The sequence below is a fragment of the Nonomuraea longicatena genome (assembly GCF_039525605.1).
Taxonomy (GTDB): domain Bacteria; phylum Actinomycetota; class Actinomycetes; order Streptosporangiales; family Streptosporangiaceae; genus Nonomuraea; species Nonomuraea longicatena.
Window position 1 is genome coordinate 1 of sequence record NZ_BAAAHQ010000023.1, and the last position, 26,435, is coordinate 26,435.

General features: G+C 67.2%; 31 protein-coding genes and 1 pseudogene. 27 read left to right on the forward strand and 5 right to left on the reverse strand.

What is annotated here, in order from left to right:
* Positions 1 to 90 (reverse strand): annotated as a pseudogene (locus ABD120_RS39845) (NUDIX hydrolase); the annotation flags it as partial.
* A gap of 102 nt (positions 91 to 192) precedes the next feature.
* On the opposite strand from ABD120_RS39845, the gene ABD120_RS21115 reads away from it, so the two are divergent.
* The 16 genes from ABD120_RS21115 to ABD120_RS21190 all read left to right on the forward strand — a co-directional run bounded on the left by ABD120_RS21115 (position 193) and on the right by ABD120_RS21190 (position 12,290).
* Positions 193 to 2,025, forward strand: a complete 1,833-nt coding sequence (locus ABD120_RS21115; protein ID WP_343951678.1) for a phage minor capsid protein — start codon at positions 193 to 195, stop codon at positions 2,023 to 2,025.
* Between the two features lie 547 nt (positions 2,026 to 2,572).
* Entirely contained in the window at positions 2,573 to 3,295 is a 723-nt protein-coding gene (locus tag ABD120_RS21120) for a hypothetical protein (protein WP_343951679.1), read from the forward strand.
* Positions 3,296 to 3,395: 100 nt separating this feature from the next.
* On the forward strand, positions 3,396 to 4,337 hold the full coding sequence (locus ABD120_RS21125) for a major capsid protein (RefSeq protein WP_343951680.1): 942 nt from the start codon (positions 3,396 to 3,398) through the stop codon (positions 4,335 to 4,337).
* A complete protein-coding gene (locus tag ABD120_RS21130) occupies positions 4,334 to 4,561 on the forward strand; it encodes a hypothetical protein (RefSeq protein ID WP_343951681.1) in 228 nt (75 codons plus the stop codon). The genes ABD120_RS21125 and ABD120_RS21130 overlap by 4 nt, the downstream gene beginning before the upstream one ends.
* The gene (locus ABD120_RS21135) at positions 4,561 to 4,905 is read left to right on the forward strand and encodes a hypothetical protein (RefSeq protein ID WP_343951682.1); all 345 of its coding nucleotides are present in this window, start codon (positions 4,561 to 4,563) and stop codon (positions 4,903 to 4,905) included. Before ABD120_RS21130 ends, ABD120_RS21135 begins: the two co-directional genes overlap by 1 nt.
* On the forward strand, positions 4,905 to 5,198 hold the full coding sequence (locus ABD120_RS21140; protein WP_343951683.1) for a hypothetical protein: 294 nt from the start codon (positions 4,905 to 4,907) through the stop codon (positions 5,196 to 5,198). The genes ABD120_RS21135 and ABD120_RS21140 overlap by 1 nt, the downstream gene beginning before the upstream one ends.
* Positions 5,198 to 5,545 (forward strand): hypothetical protein, encoded by a 348-nt coding sequence (locus ABD120_RS21145; protein WP_343951684.1) that lies wholly within the window; start codon positions 5,198 to 5,200, stop codon positions 5,543 to 5,545. The genes ABD120_RS21140 and ABD120_RS21145 overlap by 1 nt, the downstream gene beginning before the upstream one ends.
* A gap of 9 nt (positions 5,546 to 5,554) precedes the next feature.
* Positions 5,555 to 5,944 carry a hypothetical protein gene (locus ABD120_RS21150; protein WP_343951685.1) on the forward strand — a complete coding sequence of 130 codons (390 nt, stop codon included), beginning with the start codon at positions 5,555 to 5,557 and terminating at the stop codon, positions 5,942 to 5,944.
* A gap of 16 nt (positions 5,945 to 5,960) precedes the next feature.
* Positions 5,961 to 6,275 carry a hypothetical protein gene (locus ABD120_RS21155; protein ID WP_343951686.1) on the forward strand — a complete coding sequence of 105 codons (315 nt, stop codon included), beginning with the start codon at positions 5,961 to 5,963 and terminating at the stop codon, positions 6,273 to 6,275.
* The gene (locus tag ABD120_RS21160) at positions 6,272 to 6,625 is read left to right on the forward strand and encodes a hypothetical protein (RefSeq protein WP_343951687.1); all 354 of its coding nucleotides are present in this window, start codon (positions 6,272 to 6,274) and stop codon (positions 6,623 to 6,625) included. Before ABD120_RS21155 ends, ABD120_RS21160 begins: the two co-directional genes overlap by 4 nt.
* Positions 6,622 to 7,068: a minor capsid protein gene (locus ABD120_RS21165; RefSeq protein ID WP_343951688.1), complete on the forward strand. Its 447-nt coding sequence runs from the start codon at positions 6,622 to 6,624 to the stop codon at positions 7,066 to 7,068. The genes ABD120_RS21160 and ABD120_RS21165 overlap by 4 nt, the downstream gene beginning before the upstream one ends.
* 66 nt (positions 7,069 to 7,134) lie before the next feature.
* Positions 7,135 to 7,605: a phage tail tube protein gene (locus ABD120_RS21170; RefSeq protein WP_343951689.1), complete on the forward strand. Its 471-nt coding sequence runs from the start codon at positions 7,135 to 7,137 to the stop codon at positions 7,603 to 7,605.
* A 3-nt stretch (positions 7,606 to 7,608) separates the two neighbouring features.
* Positions 7,609 to 8,001, forward strand: a complete 393-nt coding sequence (locus ABD120_RS21175; protein ID WP_343951690.1) for a DUF7426 family protein — start codon at positions 7,609 to 7,611, stop codon at positions 7,999 to 8,001.
* Positions 8,002 to 8,042: 41 nt separating this feature from the next.
* The gene (locus ABD120_RS21180; RefSeq protein ID WP_343951691.1) at positions 8,043 to 8,264 is read left to right on the forward strand and encodes a hypothetical protein; all 222 of its coding nucleotides are present in this window, start codon (positions 8,043 to 8,045) and stop codon (positions 8,262 to 8,264) included.
* Positions 8,265 to 8,267: 3 nt separating this feature from the next.
* Positions 8,268 to 10,229, forward strand: coding sequence for a phage tail protein (locus ABD120_RS21185; RefSeq protein ID WP_343951692.1), 1,962 nt, complete (start codon positions 8,268 to 8,270; stop codon positions 10,227 to 10,229).
* A gap of 33 nt (positions 10,230 to 10,262) precedes the next feature.
* A complete protein-coding gene (locus ABD120_RS21190; protein ID WP_343951693.1) occupies positions 10,263 to 12,290 on the forward strand; it encodes a phage tail protein in 2,028 nt (675 codons plus the stop codon).
* A gap of 20 nt (positions 12,291 to 12,310) precedes the next feature.
* On the opposite strand, the gene ABD120_RS21195 is transcribed toward ABD120_RS21190, so the two are convergent.
* Entirely contained in the window at positions 12,311 to 12,589 is a 279-nt protein-coding gene (locus tag ABD120_RS21195) for a hypothetical protein (RefSeq protein ID WP_343951694.1), read from the reverse strand.
* 289 nt (positions 12,590 to 12,878) lie between these two features.
* On the opposite strand from ABD120_RS21195, the gene ABD120_RS21200 reads away from it, so the two are divergent.
* Positions 12,879 to 13,607: a hypothetical protein gene (locus ABD120_RS21200; RefSeq protein WP_343951695.1), complete on the forward strand. Its 729-nt coding sequence runs from the start codon at positions 12,879 to 12,881 to the stop codon at positions 13,605 to 13,607.
* Positions 13,608 to 13,613: 6 nt separating this feature from the next.
* Here the strand turns inward: ABD120_RS21200 and ABD120_RS21205 are convergent, their stop codons facing one another.
* Positions 13,614 to 13,949: a hypothetical protein gene (locus tag ABD120_RS21205; RefSeq protein WP_343951696.1), complete on the reverse strand. Its 336-nt coding sequence runs from the start codon at positions 13,947 to 13,949 to the stop codon at positions 13,614 to 13,616.
* Between the two features lie 183 nt (positions 13,950 to 14,132).
* On the opposite strand from ABD120_RS21205, the gene ABD120_RS21210 reads away from it, so the two are divergent.
* The 10 genes from ABD120_RS21210 (at position 14,133) to ABD120_RS21255 (ending at position 22,542) form a co-directional block, all read left to right on the forward strand.
* The gene (locus tag ABD120_RS21210) at positions 14,133 to 14,336 is read left to right on the forward strand and encodes a hypothetical protein (protein ID WP_343951697.1); all 204 of its coding nucleotides are present in this window, start codon (positions 14,133 to 14,135) and stop codon (positions 14,334 to 14,336) included.
* 72 nt (positions 14,337 to 14,408) lie between these two features.
* Positions 14,409 to 17,093 carry a fibronectin type III domain-containing protein gene (locus tag ABD120_RS21215; protein ID WP_343951698.1) on the forward strand — a complete coding sequence of 895 codons (2,685 nt, stop codon included), beginning with the start codon at positions 14,409 to 14,411 and terminating at the stop codon, positions 17,091 to 17,093.
* 15 nt (positions 17,094 to 17,108) lie between these two features.
* On the forward strand, positions 17,109 to 17,258 hold the full coding sequence (locus tag ABD120_RS21220) for a hypothetical protein (RefSeq protein ID WP_343951699.1): 150 nt from the start codon (positions 17,109 to 17,111) through the stop codon (positions 17,256 to 17,258).
* A gap of 102 nt (positions 17,259 to 17,360) precedes the next feature.
* Positions 17,361 to 20,039 carry a hypothetical protein gene (locus tag ABD120_RS21225; protein WP_343951700.1) on the forward strand — a complete coding sequence of 893 codons (2,679 nt, stop codon included), beginning with the start codon at positions 17,361 to 17,363 and terminating at the stop codon, positions 20,037 to 20,039.
* Positions 20,040 to 20,079: 40 nt separating this feature from the next.
* Complete coding sequence (locus ABD120_RS21230) at positions 20,080 to 20,757, forward strand: hypothetical protein (protein WP_343951701.1); 678 nt, start codon at positions 20,080 to 20,082, stop codon at positions 20,755 to 20,757.
* Positions 20,754 to 21,134 (forward strand): hypothetical protein, encoded by a 381-nt coding sequence (locus ABD120_RS21235; protein WP_343951702.1) that lies wholly within the window; start codon positions 20,754 to 20,756, stop codon positions 21,132 to 21,134. Before ABD120_RS21230 ends, ABD120_RS21235 begins: the two co-directional genes overlap by 4 nt.
* The gene (locus tag ABD120_RS21240) at positions 21,131 to 21,268 is read left to right on the forward strand and encodes a hypothetical protein (RefSeq protein ID WP_343951703.1); all 138 of its coding nucleotides are present in this window, start codon (positions 21,131 to 21,133) and stop codon (positions 21,266 to 21,268) included. Before ABD120_RS21235 ends, ABD120_RS21240 begins: the two co-directional genes overlap by 4 nt.
* Positions 21,261 to 21,431, forward strand: a complete 171-nt coding sequence (locus tag ABD120_RS21245) for a hypothetical protein (protein ID WP_343951704.1) — start codon at positions 21,261 to 21,263, stop codon at positions 21,429 to 21,431. The genes ABD120_RS21240 and ABD120_RS21245 overlap by 8 nt, the downstream gene beginning before the upstream one ends.
* Positions 21,428 to 22,195: a CHAP domain-containing protein gene (locus ABD120_RS21250; protein WP_343951705.1), complete on the forward strand. Its 768-nt coding sequence runs from the start codon at positions 21,428 to 21,430 to the stop codon at positions 22,193 to 22,195. The genes ABD120_RS21245 and ABD120_RS21250 overlap by 4 nt, the downstream gene beginning before the upstream one ends.
* A 74-nt stretch (positions 22,196 to 22,269) precedes the next feature.
* Positions 22,270 to 22,542, forward strand: a complete 273-nt coding sequence (locus tag ABD120_RS21255) for a calponin homology domain-containing protein (protein WP_343951706.1) — start codon at positions 22,270 to 22,272, stop codon at positions 22,540 to 22,542.
* 214 nt (positions 22,543 to 22,756) lie between these two features.
* On the opposite strand, the gene ABD120_RS21260 is transcribed toward ABD120_RS21255, so the two are convergent.
* Both ABD120_RS21260 and ABD120_RS21265 read right to left on the reverse strand, forming a co-directional pair.
* Positions 22,757 to 24,394, reverse strand: coding sequence for a TROVE domain-containing protein (locus ABD120_RS21260; protein WP_343951707.1), 1,638 nt, complete (start codon positions 24,392 to 24,394; stop codon positions 22,757 to 22,759).
* Positions 24,395 to 25,286: 892 nt separating this feature from the next.
* Positions 25,287 to 26,408: a glycosyltransferase family 4 protein gene (locus ABD120_RS21265; RefSeq protein WP_343951708.1), complete on the reverse strand. Its 1,122-nt coding sequence runs from the start codon at positions 26,406 to 26,408 to the stop codon at positions 25,287 to 25,289.
* Positions 26,409 to 26,435 lie beyond the last annotated feature (27 nt).

A 26,435-nucleotide genomic window follows, 5' to 3' on the forward strand; every position in this document is an offset into this window, starting at 1 on the left:
GGCCACCGAGGCCAGCGTCCGTCCCGGATCGGACAGGTACAACGCGACGGCGTCCGCCTTGAACTCCGGCGGGTACGACTTCATCGCCACGGGGAACTCCTTGTCTCCGGATCTCCATCATCCGGTACTCAAGGTGTCCACACATCGGGGAGAGGACCCCTGTCCGCTGTCCACCTGTCTGCGCTGCGCGTGGTGGACGACATCTACCGCAAGGTGATCGCCGACGCGGCCAGTCAAGTACTGACCGGGGCCGGTACCCGCAAGGAGGCCGCGCGGGCTGCACTGAAACGCCTGTTCCCGGTCGCCCCCTTCCGGGACAAGTCGGGCCGCCATTGGCGGATGTCGACCTACGTGCAGATGGCCATGCGCACCGCCACGGCGCGTGCAGCTGTCGATGGCCACCTGACGGTCATGCAGGACGCGGGCATCGACCTGGTGATCGTCTCAACGACGCCGTGGAACTGCTCGAAGTGCGACCCCTGGGAAGGGAAGATCCTCACGCAGTCCGGCGCGGCCGGGACGGTCACGGTGGAGCACGCCATCGAGGACGGTGTGCAGGTCGAGGTCGAGGTTGCCGCGACGGTGGCTGAGGCCCGCTTGAGCGGGCTGTTCCATCCCAACTGCCGCCACTCGACAGCGGCCTTCCTGCCTGGAATCACGAAGACACCGACGAAGGTGATGGCACCGTCTCCGCCGAAGAAGACGATCGAACCTAAGCCGGACAAGGCCACGCCAGAGAAGGACGAGGTCAAGCAGCCAGAGGCATCTATCCGGTCCGAGGCCGCGACCGGCCGCGGGTCGGATCGAACCGACCAGGCCCAGCCCAGCTTGCTCTCACACGAGTCACGACGGCTCGTGGACGAAGTGCGACAGACCCTTCCACACGGTCGGCAAGCCTGGTTGGACCAACGCCTCAGCCTCGACCGGTCGCCCCGCCGTCAGGTGGACGCGCTGATCGAGGAGTACGAGACCGACATCGCCGAGTTGCGCAGCAAGCGCCAGACCAAGACCATCAAACAGCGGTTGGCCGAGTGGGAGCAATCTCTGGCCCGCTACCGGCGACTCGCTACCCTTCCATCAGATCAGGTGGAAGCCAGCGACGCATGGCTCTTCCAGCAGGCGCCACCGAAGAAGGACTACAGGTACAAGAAGGACCCGAACGGCGCCTTGCTGCCGCCTGATGCATACGAGCAATATCTTGATGGTGTACTGGCCACCGGCAGATCACTGCACGACGACCTCAGGCGCGCTTTGGACGCCGATGCCGAAGTAAGGCGACTACGGCAGGAGATCCAGCGAGCCCTCGTCTTCTCCGAGGAAGAACGGATTACGTTGCGAGAGAAGCGGGCGGAACTGGCCAGCCGCGAAGCGGACATCGTTCGACGGCTGCTGGCAGAGATCCGCCCCATGGGTGGGCAGATCAAGGTAGAAGAACTCCACGGCCAGGCCGCCAAGGACGCAGGAGTGAAGGTTGTTCGACCGGACTGGCGCGACCTGCTGGACGAGGCCCTGCCGAACTTTCCCGCCGACTGGCTGGCCACGATGAAGGATAAAACGCTAAGGCTCGGCAACGCCCGGAGCGGTCGTGCCTACTACAACGACTACAACGATGTCATGGCGCTCGACGACGCGATCGAACCGGCCTACGACGGATCGTTCGGATCCCACTCGGCTGGCGTTCTCACCCACGAGATGGGTCACCGCATGGAAAACCATGTGCCTGGCCTGCGGGAACTGGAATTCACCTACATCCGGAGACGCTCCACCACCGACGGCACGTTGGAGCAGCCACAGGCGATCTACGACTATGGCGCCAAGGAGATGGGATACCCCGACCGATGGGCCAATCCATATGCTGGCCGCACGTATGAGCGGGGATTCCACCCGGACCCGGCGTCTGAGTCGTGGGAGGTGTTCCAGATGGGGTTGGAGAGCCTATTTGGTCGGTCAGGGCGTGTGATCGACCGGGAGGACCTCGACGAGTTCGTGCTCGGCATCCTCGCGACCTTGCACCATGGAGCGTAAGCCGTGGCATGGCGCGTAGATTCCCGTATCGAGCCTGGTCGCTGGGTTTCCTGGAACGAAGCGGGATGGACGGTTGACGACACCACACGGCCCGCGATGCTGGCCCTGGTAGATGGACCTCAGCCGATCACACCAGTCGGCCCGTACTACACGCCAGACGGTGAAGACGATCCCGTCGCTGTCTATCTGTGTGCCTTGAACACTATCCCTGCCCCCGTCGTCTCAGGTGATCCGCCCGTGGTTCCGCCCACCCCTACAGAAAGCCCAGACGGTCCACGAGTCGTCCACTGAGTCACCGTTTCTGAACTCGTAAGGTTCGCACATCGTGCGGGCCTTACCGCATGTCTGCCGTCAGTTGATCTGTCGGCTCTTCTGCTCGCGCAGCACGCAGGACGGCGGCGAGCAACCTTCCCCAGTAGCGGACAGCCCGTAGGCCGGGCGCGTCCTTCCACAAGCGTTTCCGCTTGCGGAAATTCAGGCTGCCCGTAGGCCGGGCAGCGTGCGCAGCCCGTTGGCCGGGCGGCACTGACTGACCAAGGAGCACATAGTGGACCCCGACGAGAACGACAAGCCGCAGAACCCGCCCGCCCCGGAACCGGCACCTGAGCCGACTCCCGAGCCCGAGCCGGCGCCCGCAGCAGACGACAAGGCCAAGGCCGACGCCCGCAAGATCGACGATCTGCCCGCGTGGGCGCAGGCAGAACTGCGCCGAGCCCGCATGGAGGCCGTCAACGCTCGCAAGGCCGCCGAGGAGCAGAAGACTCAGGGTCCTTCTCCCGAGGACCTGGTCGCCCAGGCGCAGAAGGACCTGGCCCAGCAGATCGGCAAGGCGCTCGGCCTAGTGGCCGAGGAGGAGACGCCTCTCGACCCGCAGCAGGTGATCGAGAAGCTGACCGCCGAGAAGGACAGCACGGCCAAGGAACGGGACGCGGAGAAGGACCGGCACCGCCGCGCCTTGATCGAGCTGGCCGTGCACCGGGCGAGCACCCGGCTCGGCGCCGACCCTGACGCGCTGCTCGACTCGCGATCGTTCCTGCGCAACGTGCGCGACATGGACCCGGACGGCGAGGCGTTCAGCGCCGCGCTGACCGGAGCTATTCAGAAGGCCGTCGAAGACAACCCCAAGTTCAAGGCATCCGGCGCGTCCGGCCCGCCCGCCAAGAGCGGCGGCGAGTTCACCGGCGGCCCCGGAGCCCGCGCCTCGGACCCAGAGCAGATGACCACCGACGACTTCCGCGCCTTCCGGCGCAGCAAGAAGTCCTCCGACTAAGCCGCAGACGACCTCTGTGCGCCTTCGGGCGCATTGAGAATCCCTGTAAAGCCGCAGCGAATCCGCTCGCGGCTTCTTTCATTCCTAAGGAGAGGCGTTCGTGCCCAACAACTTTCTGACGCCGAACGTAATCGCGCGAGCGGCACTTGCCACCCTGTACGAAACCTGCATTATGGCGCAGCTCGTTCACAGGGATTATGACGAGGATTTCGCCTCTAAGGTGGGCGATACCGTCAACGTGAGGAAGCCCGCTGTTTTCGAGGCAAAGGAATTCTCTCGCGCAAACGGCATCGAGATCCAGAACGCACAGGAAACCGGCATCCCCGTCACCCTGAACCACTTCGCCGACGTAAGCTTCGCGGTTACGGCTGAAGACCTCACTCTCCGGATCGAGGACTTCGGCGTCCAGCTGCTCAACCCCGCGATGGAGGCCATCAGCCAGAAGATCGACCGGGATATCCTCTCCCTCCGCAACGACATCGTGCAGGAGGTCGGCCGCACCGGGCAGCACGCCGCGAACCCGCCCGGCGCCAACGTCTTCGTCTACGACAACCCGCGTACGGCGATCGACGCTCGACGTGTCCTGAACCAGCGCAACGTGCCAGCCGCCGATCGGCACCTGGTCGTTGGACCGGAGATCGAGGCCAAGTGGTTGGGTGACGAGCTGTTCCACCGCGCTGACGCGCGAGGCGATACTGACGGTCTTCGTGAGGCGTCGCTGGGTCGGCGAGTTTTCGGTTTCGATCCGTACCAGACCCAAAACATTAAGGTACCCGATCAGGCTACCGGTGCATCTACGACGGAAGTCGGCGTCGCTTTTCATAGGACGGCTTTCGCATTGGTGACGCGTCCTCTCGTTCTTCCTCAGGGTGCCGCAAATGCTGCGGTCGCCAGTTACAAGGGCTTCGGTCTGAGGGTCGTGATGGATTACGACATCGACCTTAAGCAGGACGTCGTCAGCATCGACTGCCTCTACGGCACGAAGACGATCGACCCCAACCGCGCTGTCCTGATCAAGGGCAAGAACGTCGGTGACGCGTGACGAAGTGGCTCCGCCTCGGCGGCAAGGTCGTCCCTCTGACGCGCGTGACGGACATCGAGATCCGCTACGTGTCCGCGACCAGCTACGCGCTGTACGTGCGCTTCCTCGATCCGACCGACAACTACGGGGTGTCCGGTCACCTCATCAACGGATTCGCCACGAAGGACGAGGCCATCGCAGGGGCCCGCCAGCTCGTCAGCGATTACTGGCAGGAGTTCAACTGATGTCGTACAAGGCTCGGCTCACCGAGCGGGTCCTGACCCTGAAGACTCCTGCGGCCGGTACCCACGTCCTGTGGCGAGCGCCGGTCGCTTGCAAGGTCAAGGCCGTCCGTGCCTACCGGGTAGGCGGCACAGGAGCGACCGTCAACGCCACGAAGAACGGCGGCAACCTGCTCGCCGCAGACCTGTCGGCCCCCGCTGCGGCGACCTGGGTCTCGGCCAGCCCCACCGCGGCCGTGGGCAAGCTCGCCGCTGGCGACACGCTCGCCGCGGTGATCGTGACGGCAGGCGGCTCGCCGACCGACCTCACCATCCAGATCGACGTCGAGTTGGACGCCAACGGCTGATGTGGATCTACCGCAACTCCAGCACCGGCCAGGTGGTCGAGCTCCCCGCGCGGGATGTACGGCTCGATCACCTGGACGTGTGGCTGCTGATCGCTGAGCCCGCCCCCGAGGACCTCCCCGAGCAGGTCATCGAGCTTGCTCCGGAGCCCCGGCCTGAACGGCCGTCCGAGAACGACAACAAGGCGGCCTGGGTCGCCTACGCGGTCGCCCGCAGCATGCCCGAAGGCGACGCCAAATCCCTGTCCAAGGCCGCCTTGATCGAAGAGTTCGGCCGCGACAACGAGGAGGACTGATGGCTCGCGCTGAGGCCACCATCACGCCGCTGCCCCGCGCAGGTCTCGCGATCGCCACGGCACCGGCCAACCCGGCGGTCGTCGATGGCCTCATGTTCACCTGGTCGGACAAGCGGATGATCCGCATCAAGAACACCGACGCCGCGCCCAAGACCGTCACCCTAGTCATCCCCGGCGCGATCGACGGCCAAGAGATCCCGGACCGCGACTACATCATCCCGGCCACCAACGGGGATGTCCTGATCCCGCCGCTTCCCGCCGTCTACCGGCACCCCGACGGCAAGGTGTGGATCAACTTCTCCGCCATCACCGGCGTCTCGGTCGCCGTCTACGAGCTCCCGGCCTGAGCGGTGCTGGTGTATGCGACCGCGCAGGACTACGCGGACTACACCGGCCAGGCCGCGCCCGAGGGAATCGAGCAGGCGCTCGCACGGGCGTCGGAACGCATCGACGAACTGCTCATGGGCGCAATCTACGCCGTCGACGCCAGCGAGATGCCCACCGACGTGAAGGTCAGGCAAGCGGTACGGCAGGCGACCTGCGCGCAGGCCGCCTGGTCGATCGCGGTCGGCGACCCGTACGGCGTGGCCAGCGCGTTCAAGTCCGTCTCGATCGGCTCGGTGAAGCTCGACCGCGCCAGCGGGGGAGCAGGGGACGGGCCGCCCCGGTACGCGCAGGACGCGCTGTCGATCCTGCGCACGGCAGGTCTGTTGCCGGGCATCGTCATCGACGGCCCGCGCTGGTAGAAGGGCGGGTGCTCGCATGACGACCCTGCCTGGATGGCTGCTGCGCCACACCGCTGTGATCAAGCCGTTCGAGGGCGACTCGGCCTACGGCCCCGTCTACGGCCCGCCCATATCCGTGAAGTGCCTGGCCGATGACGAACGCCGCATGGTCAGAGACGACAAGGGCCTCGAAGTCGTCTCCGAGATCACCATCTACATGCTGCCGGGCACCCGGTGTCCTTCCGGGTCCCAGGTCACCGTCAACGGCAGGACGACCACTGTCCTTGCCTCCTACACCCGTGACGGCGGCGGGCTCCCCACTCCGGACCACGTGGAGGTGGTGTGCCAATGAGCCGCGCCGAGTTCAACGCGAACGTCACCCCCCTGGAGCTGACTACCAAGGTCAACCGGGCCGCCGCACGCGGCCTCCGTCTGGGCGCCGAGCACGTGCTCCAGGTGTCGCGGACGCAGGTCCCGATCGACGAGGCCACGCTGGAGCGGTCCGGCGCGGCCACCGTCGACGAGTCGCAGCTGACCGCCGCGGTCTCCTATGAGACGCCTTACGCGGTGGTCCAGCACGAGGACCTGGACCTCAAGCACGCACCTGGCCGCAAGGCCAAGTACCTGGAGGACCCCGCACGGGACGAGGCCGAAACGGTCCGGGCCCTGGTCGCGGCGCAGATTCGGCGGGCGCTGTCATGACGTTTACCCGAGACCTTCTCTCCGGGCTGGCCGTCCTGCTGGCCGACGCCGGAGCGGGCGACTGGACTCCGTCCGGCATCTACAGCGACGAGCAGACCGCCATCACCATCGGCGGACTGCCCGCCAGCCCGGACATGGCCATCACGCTCACCGTGTACGGCACTGGCCGCGCCGGCGACGACCTGACCCAGTCCGACACGAACACGCAGATCCAGGTCCGCATCCGCGGCAAGGCTGATCCCCGCGTGGTGGATGACCTGGCTGACCTGGTGTTCGACGCGCTGCACGGCCTGTCCAACCACACCTTGGGCACCGGCGTGCACGTCCTGCTCGCACAGCGCCGGATCGTCGCGCCGATCGACCGGGACGCCAACGGGCGCTGGGGCCGCGCGGACTCGTACGAGCTGCTCGTCGACCGCCCGTCACCCCACCGCACCGAGTAGCCCACACGACCAAACCCGCAAGCGAAAGCGCATGCGGGAATTCCGCATGCCTGAAGGAGCAAGCACATGGCGCTTCGCAGCCTCCTCGCCAAGGACTGGACCCTGGAGGTCAACACGTCCAGTTCTGCCGCCCCGACCTGGACCACAGTCAGGGGCCTCACCAAGTTGGAGTTCACTCTCGACAGCGAGACCGAGGACGACAGCGATTTCGACTCGGACGGCTGGGCCAGCGAGGTCGTCACCCAGCGCAAGTGGGCGTTGGAGGCCGAAGGGCGCCGCAAGCGCGACACCGGATCGGCCTCCTTCGTACCCGACCCCGGCCAGGAGGCCCTTCGCAGGGCTGGTCTCGTGGTCGGGATCAACGCCAACGTCGAGGTCCGCTGGTATCGCAAGGACGGCTCGCCGGACGCCTTTCAGGGAACCGCCGCCGTGCAGTACAAGGGCGCGGGCGGCGAGGTCACCGACCTGGAGCCGTTCGAGTGCGAGCTGACCGGCCAGGGCGAGCCCATCGAGATCGACAACCCGGTGGCGGCCTGAGCGATGGCGAAGTTCACCGATCTCAACGAGTTCTTCAACGACGGCCTGCCGCTTCCGGTCGGCGGCAAGGTCTACCATGTGCCGCCAGCGTCAGCCGAGGTCGGCTTGTTCTGCCAGAAGCTGATGGTGGCCGGGATCAGCGCCGCCAATGGCCAGGAGATCGACGCCGCCGACCTCGATGACGACGGTGAGAAGGACCTCTACCGCCGGGTCCTCGGCGACGCCTATGACGAGCTCATCGCCGATGGGGTGTCCTGGGCGAAGATCAAGCATTGCGGCGTCACGGCGTTCCTGTGGATCGCCAGCGACGAGGACACGGCGGCGAAGCACTGGCGGGCCGACCCGGAAGCGGCGGCCCCGAAGGGGAAGGCTCGGGCGGGCCGATCGACCCGGTAACGGGGCTGCGCGAATGGTACGACGCAGACGATGGCCTGGCCGTGGACGGCGCTGCCGTCTCGTGGGCCGATCTGCTGCAACGCTGGGCGCTCGTCGAAGTCGACCTTCACTCCGAGTACGGCATTGACCTCGGCCAGCCTGATCTTCTTATCACACGCACGTGGCGATGGCTGCGCGTGCGCATTCTCGGCCTGCTGTCCGCCGATACGCGGACCACCCGCTCCCTCTCCCTCACCACCGAAGACCGACATCATCGGAGGTGAGCTGTGGCGTTGAACGTGGGCGAGCTGTACGCGACGCTCGAACTGAAGGACCGCCTGACCGGTCCGCTGGGCAAGGCCACCGCCGGGATCAAGGTCAAGGCGACCGGCATCCACGCGGCGATGATCATGGTCGGGATGGCCGCCGCGCGGATGGCTGGCGCGGTCGCATCCGGCGCGTCGAGGGCAGGAGCCTCCTTCGTCTCGTCGGGCGCGAAGATGGCGTCGACGGGTGCGAAGAGCGCCGGGCTGCTGGCGGGCGTCGGCGTGGCCGGCGTCGCTGCTGGTGGCGTTCTCGCTGGCGTTTTCGCTGGCATCACGGCCGGGATCGCGACGATCGGCATCCAGGCGGCGATGTCCGCGCCCCAGGTGAAGGCCGCGTTCGCGGACCTGAAGACGTCGGTGCAGGCCGACCTGGCGGACGCCGCGTCGGTGTTCCAGGGGCCGCTGATCGCCGCTGCTGGCCAGCTCAAGAGCATGTTCTCCACCCAAATCGCGCCCGCTCTGGTGAGCATGTTCACGACGCTGTCGCCGCTCGTCGGCCAGTTCACGGCCGGGCTGGGCGACTTTCTGACCCCGATGCTTCCTGCGATCCAGGGCGTGGTGGCAGCGGTCACGCCGATGCTGTCGGTCCTGGCCGGGTCCATGGGGACCTTCGGGTCGCAGCTGGCTGGCTTTCTCGCGCCCATCTCGCAAGCGCTTTCGCAATCAAGCGGCCTGCTCGCGACCCTGGTCACTGGCGTTGGAGGGCTGCTCCAGGCGCTAGCTCCCTTGCTAGCGGCTTTTGTCCGACTGGGGGCCCAGGTCGCAGGCCCGCTCATGAGCGGGCTGGCCATGGTCGGCCAGACTCTGTCCGCTCAGCTTGGGCCGGTGCTCGTCCAGCTCGGCCCGCTGATCGGGCAGTTGATCACGCAGTTCGCGCAGATCGCGGCATCTGTGATCCCGCTGCTTCCACCGTTTCTGCAACTTGCGGCCGCGCTGGCGGCGGCCTTGATGCCGGTTTTGACCCAGATCGTCCAAGCGCTCACCGCCGCGCTTCAGCCGATCCTGGTGGCGCTCCAGCCCGTACTGGCCGCCCTCGCCGAGGTCTTCGGTCAGGTCATCGTGGCCTTGCTGCCGATTCTGCCGCCCATCTCTCAGCTGATCACTTCGCTGCTTCCGGTCGTGGTCACGCTGGTCAAGGCGCTGACGCCGATCCTGACGATGCTCGCGACGGTGTTCGCCAAGATCGTCAGCGCCGTCACCCCGTTCATCGCCCCGCTGGTTCAGATCGTGACCGCGCTCCTGCCGCCCTTGATCAGCCTGGTTCAGGCCGTTGTCAAGATCTTCCAGGGTGACCTCAAGGGCGCGATCAAGGTCGTCTCCGACGCCTTCTCCCATGCCGGAAGGGTGATCAAGGAGAACTTCCTCAAGATCATCGACCTTGGGAAAAACCTGCTTACCGGCTTGTGGGAGGGCATCTCCAGCAAGGTCTCATGGTTCCTCGGCAAGATCGGCGAGTTCTTCTCCAGCATCCTGCCTGACTGGGTCCGGGACATGCTCGGAATCCGCTCCCCGAGCCGCGTGTTCGCCGCCATCGGCTCGTTCACGATGCTTGGTTTCGCAGACGGGGTCACCGCTGAGCAGCCTGCCGTCCTTCGCGCCGCAGATCAGGCGACGAGGGGGTTCGGAGCTTCCTTCCGTGCCGGGCTCGCCCGCGAGGCCAGCGGCTTGAGTGACGCCATCAGCGGCGCGACCCCGGGCAAGGTGGGCATCATCCCGACCGGAGTCAAATCGGCGCTCCACGCGGGGGGCCGCCGGGCAGGAAAAGTTTCCGCAGGCTCAACTCGCGGCGTGGTCGTTCCGAGCGGGGGCACCGTCCCCGGGAGCGTGACGGTAAACGTCACCAACATCCACCCCCAGGCGGAACCCACCAGCCGCACGGTAAACCGCGGCTTGCAGTACGCCGCCACGATCGGCCTCACCTGATCCCACCACGCCAGCCCGGACGGGAGGTGCGAGGTGGCGATCAACGTCGGCGAGCTGTTCATCCTGCTCGACCTGCGCGACACCATGTCCGCCAAGCTCCAGCGGGCGGTCGTCCGGAGCCACTCGTCGGCCACGAACTTCGGGACCCGTCTCGGGCAGGTGACCAGCGGAGCAGTCCAGTCGCTTACCGCCACCGCCGTGGCGGCCACCGCCACGGCGGTCAAGTTCGCCGTCCTGTCCGCAGCTGCGGTCTCGACGGCCGGCCACCTCCAGTCGCTCGGCGCCGCGCTCGCTCCCGCAGGCGGCATCATCGCCGCACTTCCCGGAGTGGCCGCCCTTGGTGCCGCAGGGCTGGCAACGCTCGCACTGGCCTTCCGGGGTGTCGGTGATGCCGCTTCCGCAGCGCTGGGCGACGACGAGGAGGCGTTCCACGAGTCGCTCGCGGGCCTGTCGCGTGAAGCTCAGGGCGCGGCGCGGGAACTGCGGCAGCTCAAGCCGGTCATCGACGGCCTGCGTCTATCGGTGCAGGACTCCTTCTTCGCCCCGCTCGCGGGACAGATCACAGCCGTTGCTGACGCGCTTTCCGCAAGCGTTTCCGCTGGCATGTCAGCCGTTGCGGCCCAGTTCGGCCTCGCCGGTCTGGCGGTCGCCGACTTCCTACGCACCGCTGATACCGCCTCCGCTGTGGAGGCCGTGTTCGGGTCGCTGGCCGACGCCATCGCTGCGCTCACCCCCGCGATCCAGCCCGTCGCCGCAGGGCTTCGGGACCTGGTCGTAGTCGGCGCGGCGTTCTCAGCCGGGCTGGCTCCCGGTATCGCGAGCGCCGCCGCCCGGCTCGGCACCTTCCTGAGCACGGCCGCGGCCTCCGGTCGCGCACTGGAGTGGATGACCGGCGCGGTCGAGGTGTTCAAACAGCTCGGCGCCGCCGCCAAGGACGTCGGCGGAATCGTGACCGGCGTGCTCGGGGCGCTGCGCAGCGCCGGAACCAGCGCGCTCGGCGTGATCGGACAGGTCCTCGACGGGGTCAACCGCTGGGTCAGCTCGGCGCAAGGCCAGCGGGTCCTGGTCGAGGTCTTCGCAGCGCTCGGCAGGGTCGGTGAGGCGTTCGTCCCGGTCGTGCTCGCTATAGCGAGCGGCCTGGCCGAGCTGGCGCCCGTCGTCGCCGACCTGGCCGTGCGGCTCGGGCCGGTGCTCACGGACGCCATCTCCGCTGTGGCGCCCGCGCTCGCCGACCTCGGCCCAGGGGTGATCGCCGTAGTTGACGCGATCGGTCTGGCCGTTCGGGAACTCGGCCCCGCGCTTTCACCGATCGCTATCACGCTGGCGGAACTGCTTGCGGCGATCGCGCCGCTGATTCCCGTGGTGGCTGACCTGGCGTCGGTCATCGTGCGCAGCCTGGCCGCTGGAGTGCAGGATGTCCTGCCGGACCTGGCTCGGATGACGTACGCCTTCACCGACGTGCTCTATGCGGCGTTGCCGTTGCTGCCACCGCTGCTCCAGCTCGCCACCGACCTGCTGCCGGTCATCGCTGACCTGGTGACCGGTGTGGCCCGGCTCTTGTCGGGCGACTTCACCGGGGCGCTCACCGCAGCGGGGTACGCGGCCATCGGCTTCGTGAACAGCATGGGCAACATCGGCTACCTGCTGCTGACCGGGCTGTGGGACGGCATCGTGTCGGCCGCAGCCTGGTTCAGGGATACGATCTATAGCTTCTTCTCGGCGATCCTGCCGGACTGGGTGCGCGACGCTCTCGGCATCCGCTCGCCGAGCAGGGTTTTCGCCGAGATCGGACGCAACACCATGCTCGGTATGGCGGACGGCATGACCAGCTCCACCGGACGGGTCCTGGCTACGGCCGGTAGCATCGCCGCGCGGTTGGAGGAGTCGTTCGCGCCGAACCTGGCCGCTTCCATCGCCTCCACAGGGACGGTCGCAGCGGGCGCAAGCCGTACGGCGGGACCGGTCAACATCACCGTCCACACCTACAACCCGCAGGCCGAGCCCACCTCGTCCACGATCAACCGTGGCTTGGCCTACGCCGGGATGCTCGGAGTGCTCTAGCTGGTGCCCGACATCGAGAACTAGGCGGGCTCGTCGCCCTCGATGTCCTCGGCGACAAGGCCGTGCTTGTGCAGCATCCGATAGATGGTCTTGCGGGCCAGCCCAGTATGGCCAATGATCGCCTGCGGCTTGACTGGGCCGTCCTGGACGGTGCCCTGGCGAGCGGAGATGGCGGCGGCCTCGATATAGCGCAGCAGGTGACGTTCCTGTTCGCGGGCGGCCCGTAGGTCGTCGGCGAGCATCATGAGCGTCTGAAGGGCATCGACCTCGGTGAGAAACCGGAAGTCGGGCTCCTCCACCCAGCGAATGCTGTCAGTGCCGGGCGCATATAGCTCGTCCGGGCCTGTGATTAGGCGTTCTTCCATCACCCCTCCAATGTGTCTACCGGTAGACACATTAGCGTCGCGATCTTCAACTGTCTACCGGTAGACACTTTTGGGAGGTGTCGTGCCGACGTACGCGCTGGATGGCGTGGCCTTGGATCATCCGGCGGGCTGCTGGCGGTTGAAGAGCGGCACTCGTCGCCGACCGCTTCCCGCCGCCCGATCGGTGTCGGTCAGGATGCCCGGCCGGTCGGGGGAACTCCCCATGGTGGGCTTGGATCTGGAGACCACTACGGTCGCACTCGTCTTCGGACTCACCGGCCGGACCCCGTCCGGCACGGACGGAGGGTTCGAGCAACTGGAGTGGAACCTTGAAGCACTCGCCGGCTTGATCGGCGTCCGCCACCGGCTGATGACGCTCTCTTACACCGCAGGCTCCATCGTCCGCGTCGCGGAGGTCGCGCTCGATTCGGTGTCGGAGCCGGAGCTAGACGTCGGCTCGGCTCGCGGGCGACTCACAGCGGTCTTCAAGATCCCCGGTGTGTTCTGGCGGGACCCGATCACCTCGACCTGGACAGGGAGCGCGAACGCCGTCGAGCAGCCCGTCACTACGCTCGCGGGATCGACCGGCCCGGTGACCGACGCCCTGCTGCGCATCACCGGTCCCGCGGTCAATCCGACGATCAAGGACGTGGCCACAGGCGATACCATCACCAGGCCCTCCGGCCTGACCGCCGGACAGCGACTCCTGGTCGACTGCGGGCAGATGAAAGCACGCTTGGTGACCACCGACACCTGGGACATGAGCGCGGGAACAGACGTGACCGGCCAGATCCAGGCGACCGGCCCCGGCTCGGCGCACCACTGGCTCCATCTCACTCCCGCCGTGGCCGTCGGAGACCCCTTCTCCCGCGTCATGCTTCTCACCAGCTCGGCCACATCCACGACCGGTTCGACAGGGCTGGAGATACGAGCCAGCCGCTCTTTCCTCTGATAGCCCTCAGATCAGGTGGATGGCGCTGGAACCCCGGTGCCATAGGGTTTTCGTGTGACACCTGATGCTCACAATGGCCCAGCAACTGGCAGGCCACTCCACCCTGTTCGGGTCTTCGATCATCCAGCGCTTGATCGGATTCGCAACGAGGCCAAGCAGCGGATCCAAACCGACATCGATCGGATTCGCGCGCAAATCCAAGACCGTATCGATGCCCAGCGGCAGGAAGCACTCGCTCGGCTGAACAAGGAAAGAGTCGACGCTGCTGAGCGGATGGCCGCGCGCATAGTTCCACCAGCCAGCCGAGAAGCTGCGCGTGAGGTGGCCAGCCTCCTTGAGCAATTTGTCTCCCGCCTCGTGGTGGAGAGCCTGGCACATTCGCAACCGCCTGCCCCGCCAGCAGTGGCGGCTACCCTTCCGGTCCTTGAGCTCACGGCACACGGGACAGCAGCTTCATCGGCCAGCGTTGAGCTGACGGTCGCCGATCCCTGGCCAGGCACATGGTCTCGGACTAAAACACGAGTCGTGCTCCAGTTCTACGTGGCCTTCCTGACGTTCATCGTGGTCGGAGGCTGGGTTGATGCGAATCCTGATCTCGCTGACGAAGTGAGCGTGTGGACCGGCGGTGGGGTGTGGCCTGCTGCACTCGGCGCATGGATTGCGATCGGCAAGGCATTCGACAAGCTATACCCGCCCCCGGATGGGGAGGACTCTCCGCTCTCGGATTGATGAACATGGGCGGAGGTCAATGTGTTTGGCCTCCGCCTCGTCATCTATGCGCCCAACGGAGCCCGAAGGGGTGTGCTCCCCGCTCCGATCAGCACAGAGATCGGCTGGCCGTTCACCGACGTGCCCGCACTCAAGCTGACCCACAGCCAAGCCGGGCCGGGAAGCGACTTGCTCGCCGACCCCTGTGAGATCGCCATCGAGGTCTCAAGAGACGGGACCAACTGGGCGGAACCTGCTGACTCCCGATTCCTGCTGATCCGGCGGCGACTCGACCGCACCGACAAAGCGGCCGTCGAGCAGCTCGACCTGCCGGGCTACGTGTGGATGCTGCGCAAGCTCGTCCTCTACCCCGGCAACCAGCCGCTGGTCGACGGGAAGCGAGCCTTCCTCAGCACGACACCAGGCGCGATTCTCCAGACCTTCCTGGCGGAGGGGCAGGTGCGCGGCACGCTGACCGGTCTGTCGTGGAACTTCACCTCGACTCACGACTCTGCTGGCCAGCCATGGGCCAAGGTGCTGACGATCTACTACGAACCCGGCCTGGACGCCCTCACCACGCTGATCAACTTGGCCGAACAGGGCGTGCTGGACTTCTCCATGCAGGGCCGTCAACTGCGCGCCTACAACGCTGACACCGAACTGGCGCGAGACCTCGCGACCGGCCCCAGCCCTGTCGATCTCCGGCACGCTCGCGACATCACCCACGCGCCCGACGTCGGCACGCTGGAGGACGCCGCGTCCGCAGTCCTTGTTGTGGGCGACAACCAGTTCCAGCAGACCTACACCAACCCCTCAGCCGTAGCGCCATGGGGACGATGGGAGCAGTACGTCGGCCAGGGCGGCGTGTCCGATCCCGGTACGGCGGCGCTGCTCGCCGACGCGGCGCTCAAGCGCGCCGAACGGGAACGGGTGCAGCGGACCCGACAGATCAGCCTGGCGGAGGCACGCTGGATCCCGATTCTGGACTACCGGCCAGGTGACCGGGTGCTCGCGCCCGGCGCGGGAGGCATGCCAGAGCCGCTGCGGGTCCGGCAGGTCACCCTTGTCCGTGACCAGACAGGAGTGCTCGTCGGCAACGTCGTCCTCAACGACCGGCTACTCGAACAGGACATCCGCCTCGCCCGCCGTACGGCGGGCATCGTCGGCGGCTCGACGGCTTCCGGCGGGTCAGGGGCACGTCCGGCGCCCTCATCGCCCCGGCCGCGCACCCCCGCCGCGCCTGCCGGATTGGTCGTGGACGCGCAGGCGTACATCGACTCGGCGGGCGTCCCCCAAGGACAGGTAACGGCCACCTGGGGCACGGTCGTCACCGACGTCAACGGCACAGCCGTCGAAGTCGACGGTTACGAGCTGTTCATGCGCATCAACCGGGCGGGCGCACCGTGGTTTCTCGTCGCGCTGACTCAGGCCGACGACACGAACGCGACGTACAGCCCGCTCGTGATCGGCGAGCAGTACGCGTTCAAGGTCAGGGCCACCAACCAGGGCGCGCGCGGCGCGTTTTCGTCGCAGCAGGTGGTCACGGTCCCCGACGACGTAGACGCGCCGCCCGTGCCGACGCCTCCATCGCTCTCGACCCGTCTCGGCGTTATCCACGTCGGATGGGACGGGCACGGCGTTGGCGGCGTTCTCATGCCGTCCGACTTCGCCCGTCTCCTGGTGTGGATGCAGGACCCGCTCGCCCCTGGCTGGTCTGAGGTCGGTTACCTGGAGCAGGCGGGTGGGATCGTCGTGCCCGGCCAGCCGTACGGCCAGGACCGGGAGTTCCGGCTGACCGCGCTGGACCGCTCGGGGAACGAGTCCGCGCCGTCAAGCTCGGCCACGATCGCGGCCGTACAGCTGGTGTCGGGGGACGCCGCGACGGGCTCGATCACGACCGGTCACCTGGTCGCCAACGCCGTCACAGCGATGAAGATCGACGTCGGCGCGATCCAGGCGGCCCACATCGGCGCCAACCAGGTGACGGCGGGCAAGCTTGAATCGGTGCTGACGCTGTCCACCCGCATCGTTGCGGGCAGCGCGGCCGGGGCCCGGGTCGAGCTCAACGGCACGGGCCTGGCCGCCTACGACTCGGGCGGTGTCCAGACGGTCTCCATCTCCTCGGCGACCGGCAGCGTGTCGCTCGTGGGCCAGCTGGCCTCCGGAGTGACTGGTGCCCGAGTCATCATCAATCCGCCAGGAGCAACGGCCCCTGAGTTGCGTTTCTATCCAGGTACCGGAGCCAACTACTCGCGAATCTACAGCGACGCCTCCCTGTTCACCGGCGAAGCGACTCTCATCAGCCTGTCGGGCACCAATAGCGGCAACACCGCCGAGACCAGGGTGATGCACGCCGCGGGCGCTTATCACGTGAGGGTCCGAAACCCTACGAGCACGCTCGACAACGGCGGCTTCGTCGCCTTGGAGGAGGCACAGTCGCGAGTCGGGTTCAACCGGCACGCCACCGCACAGCTCCAGCAGCTCACCTTTTTGCCCGCCTCTACGCGGCACACCGGTGCCTGGTCGTACAACGGCGGCGACGCGGGGCTTGTGATGAGCACCGTCACCATCCCCGCTAACCAGGCCGGGGCCACCTTCACCTATGGGCCGACGATGGCCAGCGCCCCATACGTGGTGGCCACCATCGACGTTGGCGCGTCCGGCAGCCCTCGCGTCGGCGCGTGCGTGTCGGCCAGGACCACGACGAGCGTCTTCGTCAGCCCCACCACAACGCAGGTCGTCGCCATCACTGCCCAGCTCTGGGGCTGGCGGATGTAACCCGAGGAGTACCGAGTGCAGGACCTGAACGTCGAAGCGGAGGCGGTCATCACCGCGCTCCGTCGCCGCATCGACGAGCTGAGCTACGAGAACGTCCTCCTGTCGCTCGCGGTTGACCGGCTGCAACAGCAGCTCGGCGCGCCGATCCGGAAAGGCGCAGGCTGATCCGCCATGCAAGTGATCATCCCTGGTGAGCGGCTCCGGTTCGGGGTCCGGCTTGTCGCTCACGCCCCCAACGGGCCCCGGCTCGGACTCTTGGGTGCGCCCTTGAGCTGGGACGCCGGGCTTCCGCTCAACGACGTGCCGAGCCTGGAGCTGACCTACACCACCCATGCTCAAGGCGCAGCGTGGCTGCGTGAGCCGTGCGAGGTGGCGCTGGAGTACAGCGTGGACGGCGGCTCCTGGAGTGAGGCCGCCAACGGCCGGTTTCTACGGATCAAACGGTCTGGAGACATGACCGACCAGACCGGCGCACAGCGCTTTTCTCTGCCCGGATGGGCGTGGATGCTGCGCAAGCTTGTCCTCTACCCGTCGCTCGATATGGTGGACGGCAAGCGTCAGTTCAACGCCGTCCGCGTCGGCCACATCCTGACCACCCTGATCAGCGAAGGAGCAGGCCGTGGCGCGCTGCCTGGCCTCAGCGCGGACTTCACAGCCACCCACGATTCTGCTGGCCAGCCCTGGTCGGCAGAGCTGACGATCGGCCTGGAGCCCGGAACCGACCTCCTCCAGCTCCTCATCAACCTGTCCGAACAGGGCGTATGCGACTGGCAGATGACCGGCCGCGTGCTCCAGGTCTACAACGAGGGCACCGCGTTGGGCCGCCAGCTGGCCGCCGGACCGGCGCCGGTCGAGCTGGTCCTGGGCCGCGACATCGACCAGGCCCCGGACGACGCGACGCTCGAAGACGCGGCCTCGGCGATTCTCGTCGTCGGCGAGGAGGGACTGCGCGTCGAGGTCACCAACCCCGGCGCGGTCGCTCCCTGGGGCCGGTGGGAGGCGTACCAGTCGCAAGGCGGTGTCAAGGATGAGGGAACTGCCCGGCTGCTCGCCGGGCAGGCGTTGGAGAGGGCGAGCCGGGAGCGGGTGCAGGTCACCCGCCAGATCAAGCCGCAGGAGGCGCGGTTCCTGCCGCTGGCCGACTACCGGCCGGGTGACACCATCCGGGCGCCGGGGGAGGAGGGCAGGCCCGAAGCGCTGCGGGTCCGGCAGATCACGCTCTCACGAGGTGACGACGGCGTTGTGGGCGGCAACCTGACGCTGAATGACCGGTTCTTGGAGAGGGATGTCAAGCTCGCCAGGCGGGCGGCGGGCATCCTCAACGGCGGCGTCTCCAGCGGCGGCAACGGGGGAGAGCCCGGAGGAGACGGTGAGGGTCGCGTGCCCGCCGCTCCCACCGGCCTGCTCGTCAACCCCGCCGCCTACCAGGATGACGAAGGCTACACCCACGGCCAGATCACCATCTCGTGGAGTCCGGTGACAACTGATGTCAACGGAACGCCGCTTACCGTCTCGGGCTATGAACTGATCGGCCAGACACCCCCGGGCACAGGGGCCGAACGCGTGCTGGCGACCACGACGGCGACGACACTGACCTACAGCCCGCTCGTGCCGAAGTCCCGCTGGGTGTTCGGAGTGCGCGCTGTGAACGACGGCACGCTCGGGCAGGTGGCCGCGAGCGCAGAGATCACCATCCCGGACGACGAGACACCGCCGCCGGACCCGTCCACGCCGGTCGTCGACAGCCGTCTCGGGATCTTCCGGATCTCGTGGGACGGGTTCACGAGCGCGGCCACGGGCATGCCCAAGGACTTCTCGCGCGTCCTGATCATGATGCGGGACCCGCTGGACCCCGGCAACGAGGGTCAGCAGGTGGAGTGGCTGGAACGTGCGGGCACCGCCGTCGTGCCGGGCCAGCCGTACAACGTCGACCGGGAGTTCTGGCTGGTCGCGATCGACAGGTCCGGCAATCTCAGTGGTGCATCAGCTCACGTCATCTCGCAAGCGAAACCGCTTGTGAATACGGACATGATCGGCGAGATCATAAACGGAGCCGAGCACATCATCACCGGCTCCATCCCGGCCAACGCGAAGATCGTCGCTGGATCAATTACGGGCGGCCTCATCCAGGCGCTCGCCATCGACGCGGGGAAGATCGCCGCGAACGCCATCACCGCCGACAAGATCCAGGCGGGCGCGATCGACGCGGCGCACATCAAAGCCAACGCGATCACTGCGGACAAGATCGCAGCAGGGTCCATCACCGCTGCCAAGATCGACGCCGACGCGCTCAACGGCAAGGTCATCACCGGCCCCGTCGTCCGGAGCTCGCCCACCGGACGCAGATTCGTTCTCGACAGCAGCACGCTCGACCTGCGGTTCTACCCGTCCGGATCGTCGAACTACTCCCGCGTCTACGCGGAGGACTCGGGCGGCGAAGCCGCAGTGGCCATCACCACGAACACGTCGTTCTCGCAGCGAGCCGAACTACGAGTGAACTCCAGCCTCATCAGACTCGGCATGATCAGCAGCGGAGGCACCCGGTCAGGCGGCGGCTTGGACATCGCCTCCAGCTATGCGAGGTACGGCTACAGCGCCGGAAGCTCCTACAGCGAGGCATCGATCCTGTTCGACGGTGCCGGTAAGTGGACCATGAAAGGCCGCGTCTGGGAGTTCACCACATCGAGTTCCTACGAGACGATCTGCGCTGGTTCCGGTGTCGTGTCCTCCGGCTACTACGGCGTCACGATCACCTACGGCCCATCGATGGCGGACAACATGGGGCCGGTCGCAACGGTGCGCGACGGCGCTGCCGCCCCGAACTTCTACTGGTGCCTGGACGCATCCAGCCCATCCGGGTTCTCCTTCGGCTGGTCCACCGGGGGTGGGGTCCTGTCAGGCAAGGCGTTCTACTTCTGGGCTTTCCGCCACCCGGGCTCGGCATGAGCACCGGATCGGCAGTCTCTGTGCGAGGAGCGTGACGGCAATGGCCGCTGAGGTGTGGAAGGTGTGGGATGCCGAGCTCGGTTACACCACCACCGATTTCATGGAAGGCGAGGAGAAGCTATCGGCGGCACCACCTCGTGATGGTGCCGACCCGCTGTGGGGTGTGAGCCGCGTCGACGAGAACGGTCAGGCTCGCATCCATATCTTCCCGCACACCGCGCTGGAGTGGCGGGCTGCGGAGTACGGCATCGACCACGAGGACGTGGACACCCTCCTGGATGTGATCTTGCATGAACCGTGGATCCCGGCAGCGGATGACCCGCTGGCTTTCACCGATCCGCGCGCCGCCAAGATCTTGGCCGACATCCATGGGTTGCCCACCGTCTGGACTCCAGGGGTCAGCGATGAGGTACGCATGCAGGCACACCTGGCGCGCATCAACGCGGTGAAAACACACCGCGCACGGTTGGAACCAGAGACCAAGCAGGTCAGACAGGGCGTGATCGACTACCTGGGCCTCAACGCGACCCTATCGGCTGATCCCCTCGAACCGATTCGCGCAACCCGACTTGACCCCATCCGCGTCCAGGCACGTCAGCTGGCGGTCTCCCGATACCGTGACCGAGGTCAGGGGTTCACACCCGTCTCGATCATGTCGAAGCCAGCGATGACGTTCGCTGGCCGGAAGCCGTGGTCAGGCGAAGAGGTGAGCGCGTGACAGGCATCCTCTGGCTGGACGTTTTCGTCACCATCACGATCGTGGGCGGCGCGGCGGGTCTTCTCGCGCGAGGCGTCACTGGCCTCGCGCGCAGGCTTCGCCGCCTGTCGCACTTCTTGGACGACTGGAATGGCGAGGAAGCCCGCCCCGGCGTCCCGTACAGGCCCGGCTTCGCCGAGCGTGTTGCGCTGATCGAGGCCGAGCTCAGGCCCAACCATGGCTCTTCGCTACGCGATGCGATCAACAGGGTTGAGCAGGGGGTCCGCCGAGTTGAGGACGGACTGGCTTCCCACCTTCAGCAGCACCGCGACGCACTGCTCCCGGCCGAGACTCTGCGCAGCTCCTCCGACGCCGCCGAGGCGCCTTCCCCCGAATGACTGTCTTCCCAACAGATGACGGCGTGCTCGTCGTGCCCGCCCTACTCCCTATTCACGTGCCGACCTCGGCGTTCGGGCTCACCGTCGCCGAGTGGCTTCTCCTCGACCCCGTACAGGAGGTGACCAATGTCTGAACCGACCGAGGACCAGCTCGTGGCCGCAGGTGTGGACCTGCGGCCGTGGGGCCCAACAGAGCCTGACGAAGAGCAGGTGCTACGCAGCCTGGGCTACGTCCTCAACCCGCTGACCGGCATCTACGAAGGCGACCCCCACGACGAGGACGGAGCACTCGAATGAGCGTCAACGCCATGCTGGCCGCTGCCCGCGCGACCCTCGGCACGCAGGGCCGGCCGAACGGCATCACCCGCGCGTACGCGGCCCGGCACGGCGCTGTCTTCCTCACCGCGCCGTGGTGCAACATGAGTGTGACCGAGTGGGCTCGGCGCTCCGACAACGCGGCGGCCGTGTTGCCTCGCGGGGACCGCGCCTACACAGTCTGGCACGCGCAGGATGGCAGGGAGCTGCGCCGCTGGTTCGCAGGCACGGCCGACAACCTGCGCAAGCACGCCAAGCCTGGCGCGATCGTGTTCTTCGACTGGTCAGCGAGCGACAGCATCGGCGCGATCGACCACGTCGGTATCGTCGAGCGTAACTTGGGCGACGGCAGGGTCCAGACCATCGAAGGCAACACAACAGATGCCTGCCGACGTCGCATCAGAGCCGCAAGCGTTATCGCTGGCTTCTGGAACCCGGCTTACAAGACGCCTACCAAGCCCTCTCAGGTTAAGCCGCAGCCCGCCCTCGACTGGATGGAGGAGATCGTGAAGAAGCTGCCCGCTATCTACTACGACGCCGATAGGCCGCTCACCGGCTGGCACGTCAAGACCCTGACGGGCCTGCTGGAAGCCCGCGGCTATCCTGTCCCGGACACGGTCGACGCCACTGTGTTCACCCGCCACCACGACCGTAGGCTGCGCGAGTTCCAGAAGGCCGCGGGGGTCGCCGACCAGGCTGGCCGGACCGGTCCTCCGACGTGGGCCGCGCTGCTCAAGGTCGCGTGACATAGACGAGACCGACTAGCCCCGCACACCTTTCGCCCCGCCGAGCGCGGGGTTTTCGCATCTTAGGAGTGATCATGTTCCACCAGTGGCTTCTCAGCGTGTGGCGCACCGTCGTCCCGTCGCTCGTCGGCGGAGCCCTCGCCTGGCTCGCCCTTCGCGGCATCACCATCGAGGGCGTCACCGCTGAGCAGATCAGCGCGGGCGCGGTCGTGCTCGGCACCGGCCTGTACTACGGCCTCTTCCGGGCGTTGGAGCAGCGCTGGCCAGCACTCGGCGTCCTGCTCGGCTCGACCAAGCAGCCCTCCTACGCAGGATCGCAGTATCGGCCCGTCCGCTACAACCAGTAGCATCGGTGCGCCTCACACCCCGTCACAACAAGGACATCCGTGAGACTCCCGCTTCGTGAGGTGCCGGTCTACGGCGGCCCTGCCAAGGACAACGCGCCACCGACGACGCGGGATGACGCAGCCAGAAGTCGCCGGGTCTAATCCGGCCCCGCCACCAACAACAAAGAGGCCCGGTCATCCGCAACGGATGACCGGGCCCTTTCGTCATGCGCTTCTACTGGTGGAGGAACGCGTTGACCACCATTGGCAGGCTCGCGTCGAGGCCCGCGATGTTCAGCACCCCGCCGTCTCTCGGGTCGCCGATCGTGTGCCCTGCGGCCGTCATCGCGGCCACGACCACACGGGCCTGTGCCATAGTGGTGCGCCGGTAGGACTCCAGCGCCTGCGACGGGTGCGCGCGTCCCGCCCAGCTCTCGTTGTCGGTGAGCACAACGAAGCCGTCCACCTCCATGCGCTCCCTGGCCGCCCAGGTGAACGGGAGGCTCAAGTCCGTGCCGCCGCCGGACGGCCGCCACGACTTGATCTCCCGCAGGTTCGTTCGCGGCGTCACCTTCGATGCGTGCACGCTGGTATCCACATCGATGACGTGCGCGTTGCCCCGCTCGATCCGGGCCAGCATGACCGCCATCGCACAGCCGACCTCGTACGGCGTGCCGATCTCCGAGCCGCCCACCACGACGGGGCCGCCGTACCATCCGCCCGACATGGACCCGGAAGAGTCCACCGCGACCAGCAGCCGCCTACCCGAGGGCTCGACGGAGCCGAAGCTCAGCTCGTACGTCCCCTCCAGGGCGTCCAAGACGGCTGGGACCGGCGCCCAGGTGTGCGCCGCAGCGCGCGGGTAGGGCTGCGACCGGCCCGAGCCGTACACGCGCAGCGCAAGGAACGCATCCATCGGGTGAATGCGAGCCTTGAGCAGCGCGTCCCGGTTGGTGAGGCGCGCGACCGCGCGGCGGGTGGCGTCGCCCATCGGCCGTAGAGTACCCAGGCGGGTCATGCGGGCCAGGTTCCGCAGGAGCGCGGTCAGACCGACCGTGTCCACCAGGGCGTCCCACACCTCCGGCTCACGCAGCAGGTCACTGGGCAGGAACTCCCACGGCACACGCTCCTCGGACACGATCCGCACCGCCTGCTTCACGGTGGTGACCGCCTTCGCGGTTAGGAACCGGTCGAGCGCGGGCAGCTCGTCACGCGCCGCGTCGTCGGTGACGTTCCCAGCGATCCACCCGAACAGCGTCTTCCGCTGCTCCGAGTCCGCCGTCGGGTGGGCGATGCGGAGTACGTCGCGCAGGTCGAAAGCCTCGCCCTGCGGCGTCGTGCGCTGCCGCGCCTTGACTGCCTTGAACGCGACATGGTCGGCATCGCCTTGGAGGAACCAGGAACCGAGCGCGGTCCGCAACGACCGGCCGACGCGCGGCGCCGTACCGCGTGCGGTCGGCTTGCCGCCCAGGTACTTGTAGTAGCCGAAGAACTGAGCCAGGTGGTCGGTGGTCCGGGCCACCCGAGGCAGGGCCAGCTTGGCGGCCTGGCGGGTCGCGGCGTCGCCCCTGGCGTAGCAGGCGGCGAGCGCGAACAGCGCGGGCCGCTGCTTCGGCGCTCGCGGCGGGCTCGCGGTCGAGACGTCGGTGAGCAGCTCGACTACGCGCGGCCCGTCCTGGGCGATCGCCTGGAACAGCATGCCGGCGTTGTCCGCCGTCAGCTTGTCCTCACCCACGTAGTAGGTGCCGCCGGTCGTGCCCAGGACCAGGAAGTCTTCGAGGCGCTGCCAGGTGTCCTTGGCGAAGCTGTAGCCGCCCGCGTTGTTGCGCATCTGGTCGGTGCGGCCGGGGATCGGCTGTGTCTGGGGCGTCATGTAAGCGGAAACGCTTGCGAGAGGGTCACGGTTGCGTGCCATCCGGCACCTCCTTGGGTTCGACCCGCCAAAGGCGGATGCAGGGGAGGGGAGGGGCGGATGTGGTGACGCCTACCGGATCAAAACCGCAGTCCTGCCGTTGGACGACGCCCCGCATAAGCCGGGCGGCGGGGACTCGAACCCCGCATCGGCGGTACCTGGAGATAACCGGTCAGCTTCGACCCGCCCCTCCCCGTGCTCGTCAGCCCCTGCCGATGCCCATGGATGTGGCGTTCCGGCCGGGGTGCCCCTTGCCAGTACGGGGCGGCAGGCCGCCGTCAGGCGACCCGTCAGGATTTGAACGTGCATCCTCTGGTGGCGTGATAACCGGCCAGATTCGACCCATGGCATCGGCGGGACTGACGAACGATGCGGCCTGGAGAGGGCACGGATGTGGGATGTCCAACGGTGTTTAGGTGCTCTGCCAACTGAGCTACTGACCCGAAGGTCAGACAGGACTCGAACCTGCGACAACCCCGTTAATAGCGGATAACCGGCGGACTTCGACCCGTGCCCCCACCAGACCGCACCAGTGATCGCAAGGCCGGGAGCGTGCGCGGATATGGTCTCGATGCCGGATGGTGTCTTCTTAGCAAAAGATAACCGGCGACCGTTCGACCCGCGCCCGCACCGAGCCCGACGATCAGGACGCTGAGGGAGTGACTTCGACGATGACCATATATCGGTGCGGCGACGTAGCGCACTCCCAATTTGCGTGTGAATGTCGAGCACTGACTAGGCCAGCTTCATACGGGCTGAGGACACCTTCGGCTCTACGTCGATGAGGATTTGACACACCAGCGGTGTCGCCTCCCGGGTGGCGGTTGTCTCGGGCCGGTAGCAGTGGGGTGGATCAGGCGAGTGCGGCGGAGGCGACCTTGGTGGTCAGGTCGGCCAGCCGCTTGGCGGTGCAGGTGATGTCATACCGGCGGGAGTTGTCCAGCCCGGTGCGGATCAGGGCTTTGCGCCAGTACACGTCGCGGGCCAGCCGATCGAGCGCGGACGCCAGGCTCGCCGGGTCACCTGCCGTGAACGGGGTACCGGCTTGGCCCAGGGTCTCCGCCATCCCGGCAACGTCGGAGTAGACGACGGGCAGGCCGTGGGCCTGCGCCTCGATGGCCACCAGGCCGAACGCCTCCGAGCCGGAGGTCGTGAAAACGAAGGCATCGAACTCGGGCAGACGCTGCCACAGTTCCCGGCGAGGCAGGAACGGCGCAAACGCCACCTGGTCCTGAACGTCGAGGGAACCGGCACGCTCGCGAAGCGCTTCTTCCTCGGGGCCCGTGCCGATGATGGTCAGCCGGTGCGGCTGACCGGCCAGCGCGATGGCCTCGACGGCGGTGATCGTGGACTTGTTGGCATCCAGACGACCGGCGTGCACCAGCGACAGCGGTCCGGTTCCGATAGGCGGCTGATCGCTTACCCGGGCATCACGCAACGGGATACCCCACGGGATGACGGTGAGTCGATCGGTGAATCGGCGTCCGGTGAGACGGTCGATTCGGCCGGCAAGGACGGAGGTCGGGGCGACGATCGCGGCGCTCGCGGCGGCAACCTCGTACAGGAGCTCGCAATCCCGCACGTTGCGCTCGGCCGCCATCACGTCGGGGCCGTGAGCGATGGCGATGATCGGGACGTTACCGGCGGCCCGGGTGAAGGCCAGGCTGAGAGCGAACCCGAGGTGCTGGGCGTGGATGGCGTTCGGCTGGGTCTTCTCGATGAGCGCGCCGACCTCGCGCGTCAGCTCGTCGACGTAGTGGTCGAAGCCGGGGCCGTGGGGGCGTTTCGTCGTCGACAGGGTGATCAGCTGATCGAACGCGGCCTTCCAGGTCTGATCGACCGGTGCCCTGCCCAGGAAGGTCGTGTGGATGTCAGGCATCGCGCCGTAGAGGTCGTGGACGAGGATCGTGCTCCCGGACGAAGGCGCGGCGGAGCGGTTGATGCCGGTCAGAATGTTCAGGAGCTTGGCGGTCATGCAGAAACTCCATCCACGTACACCTGT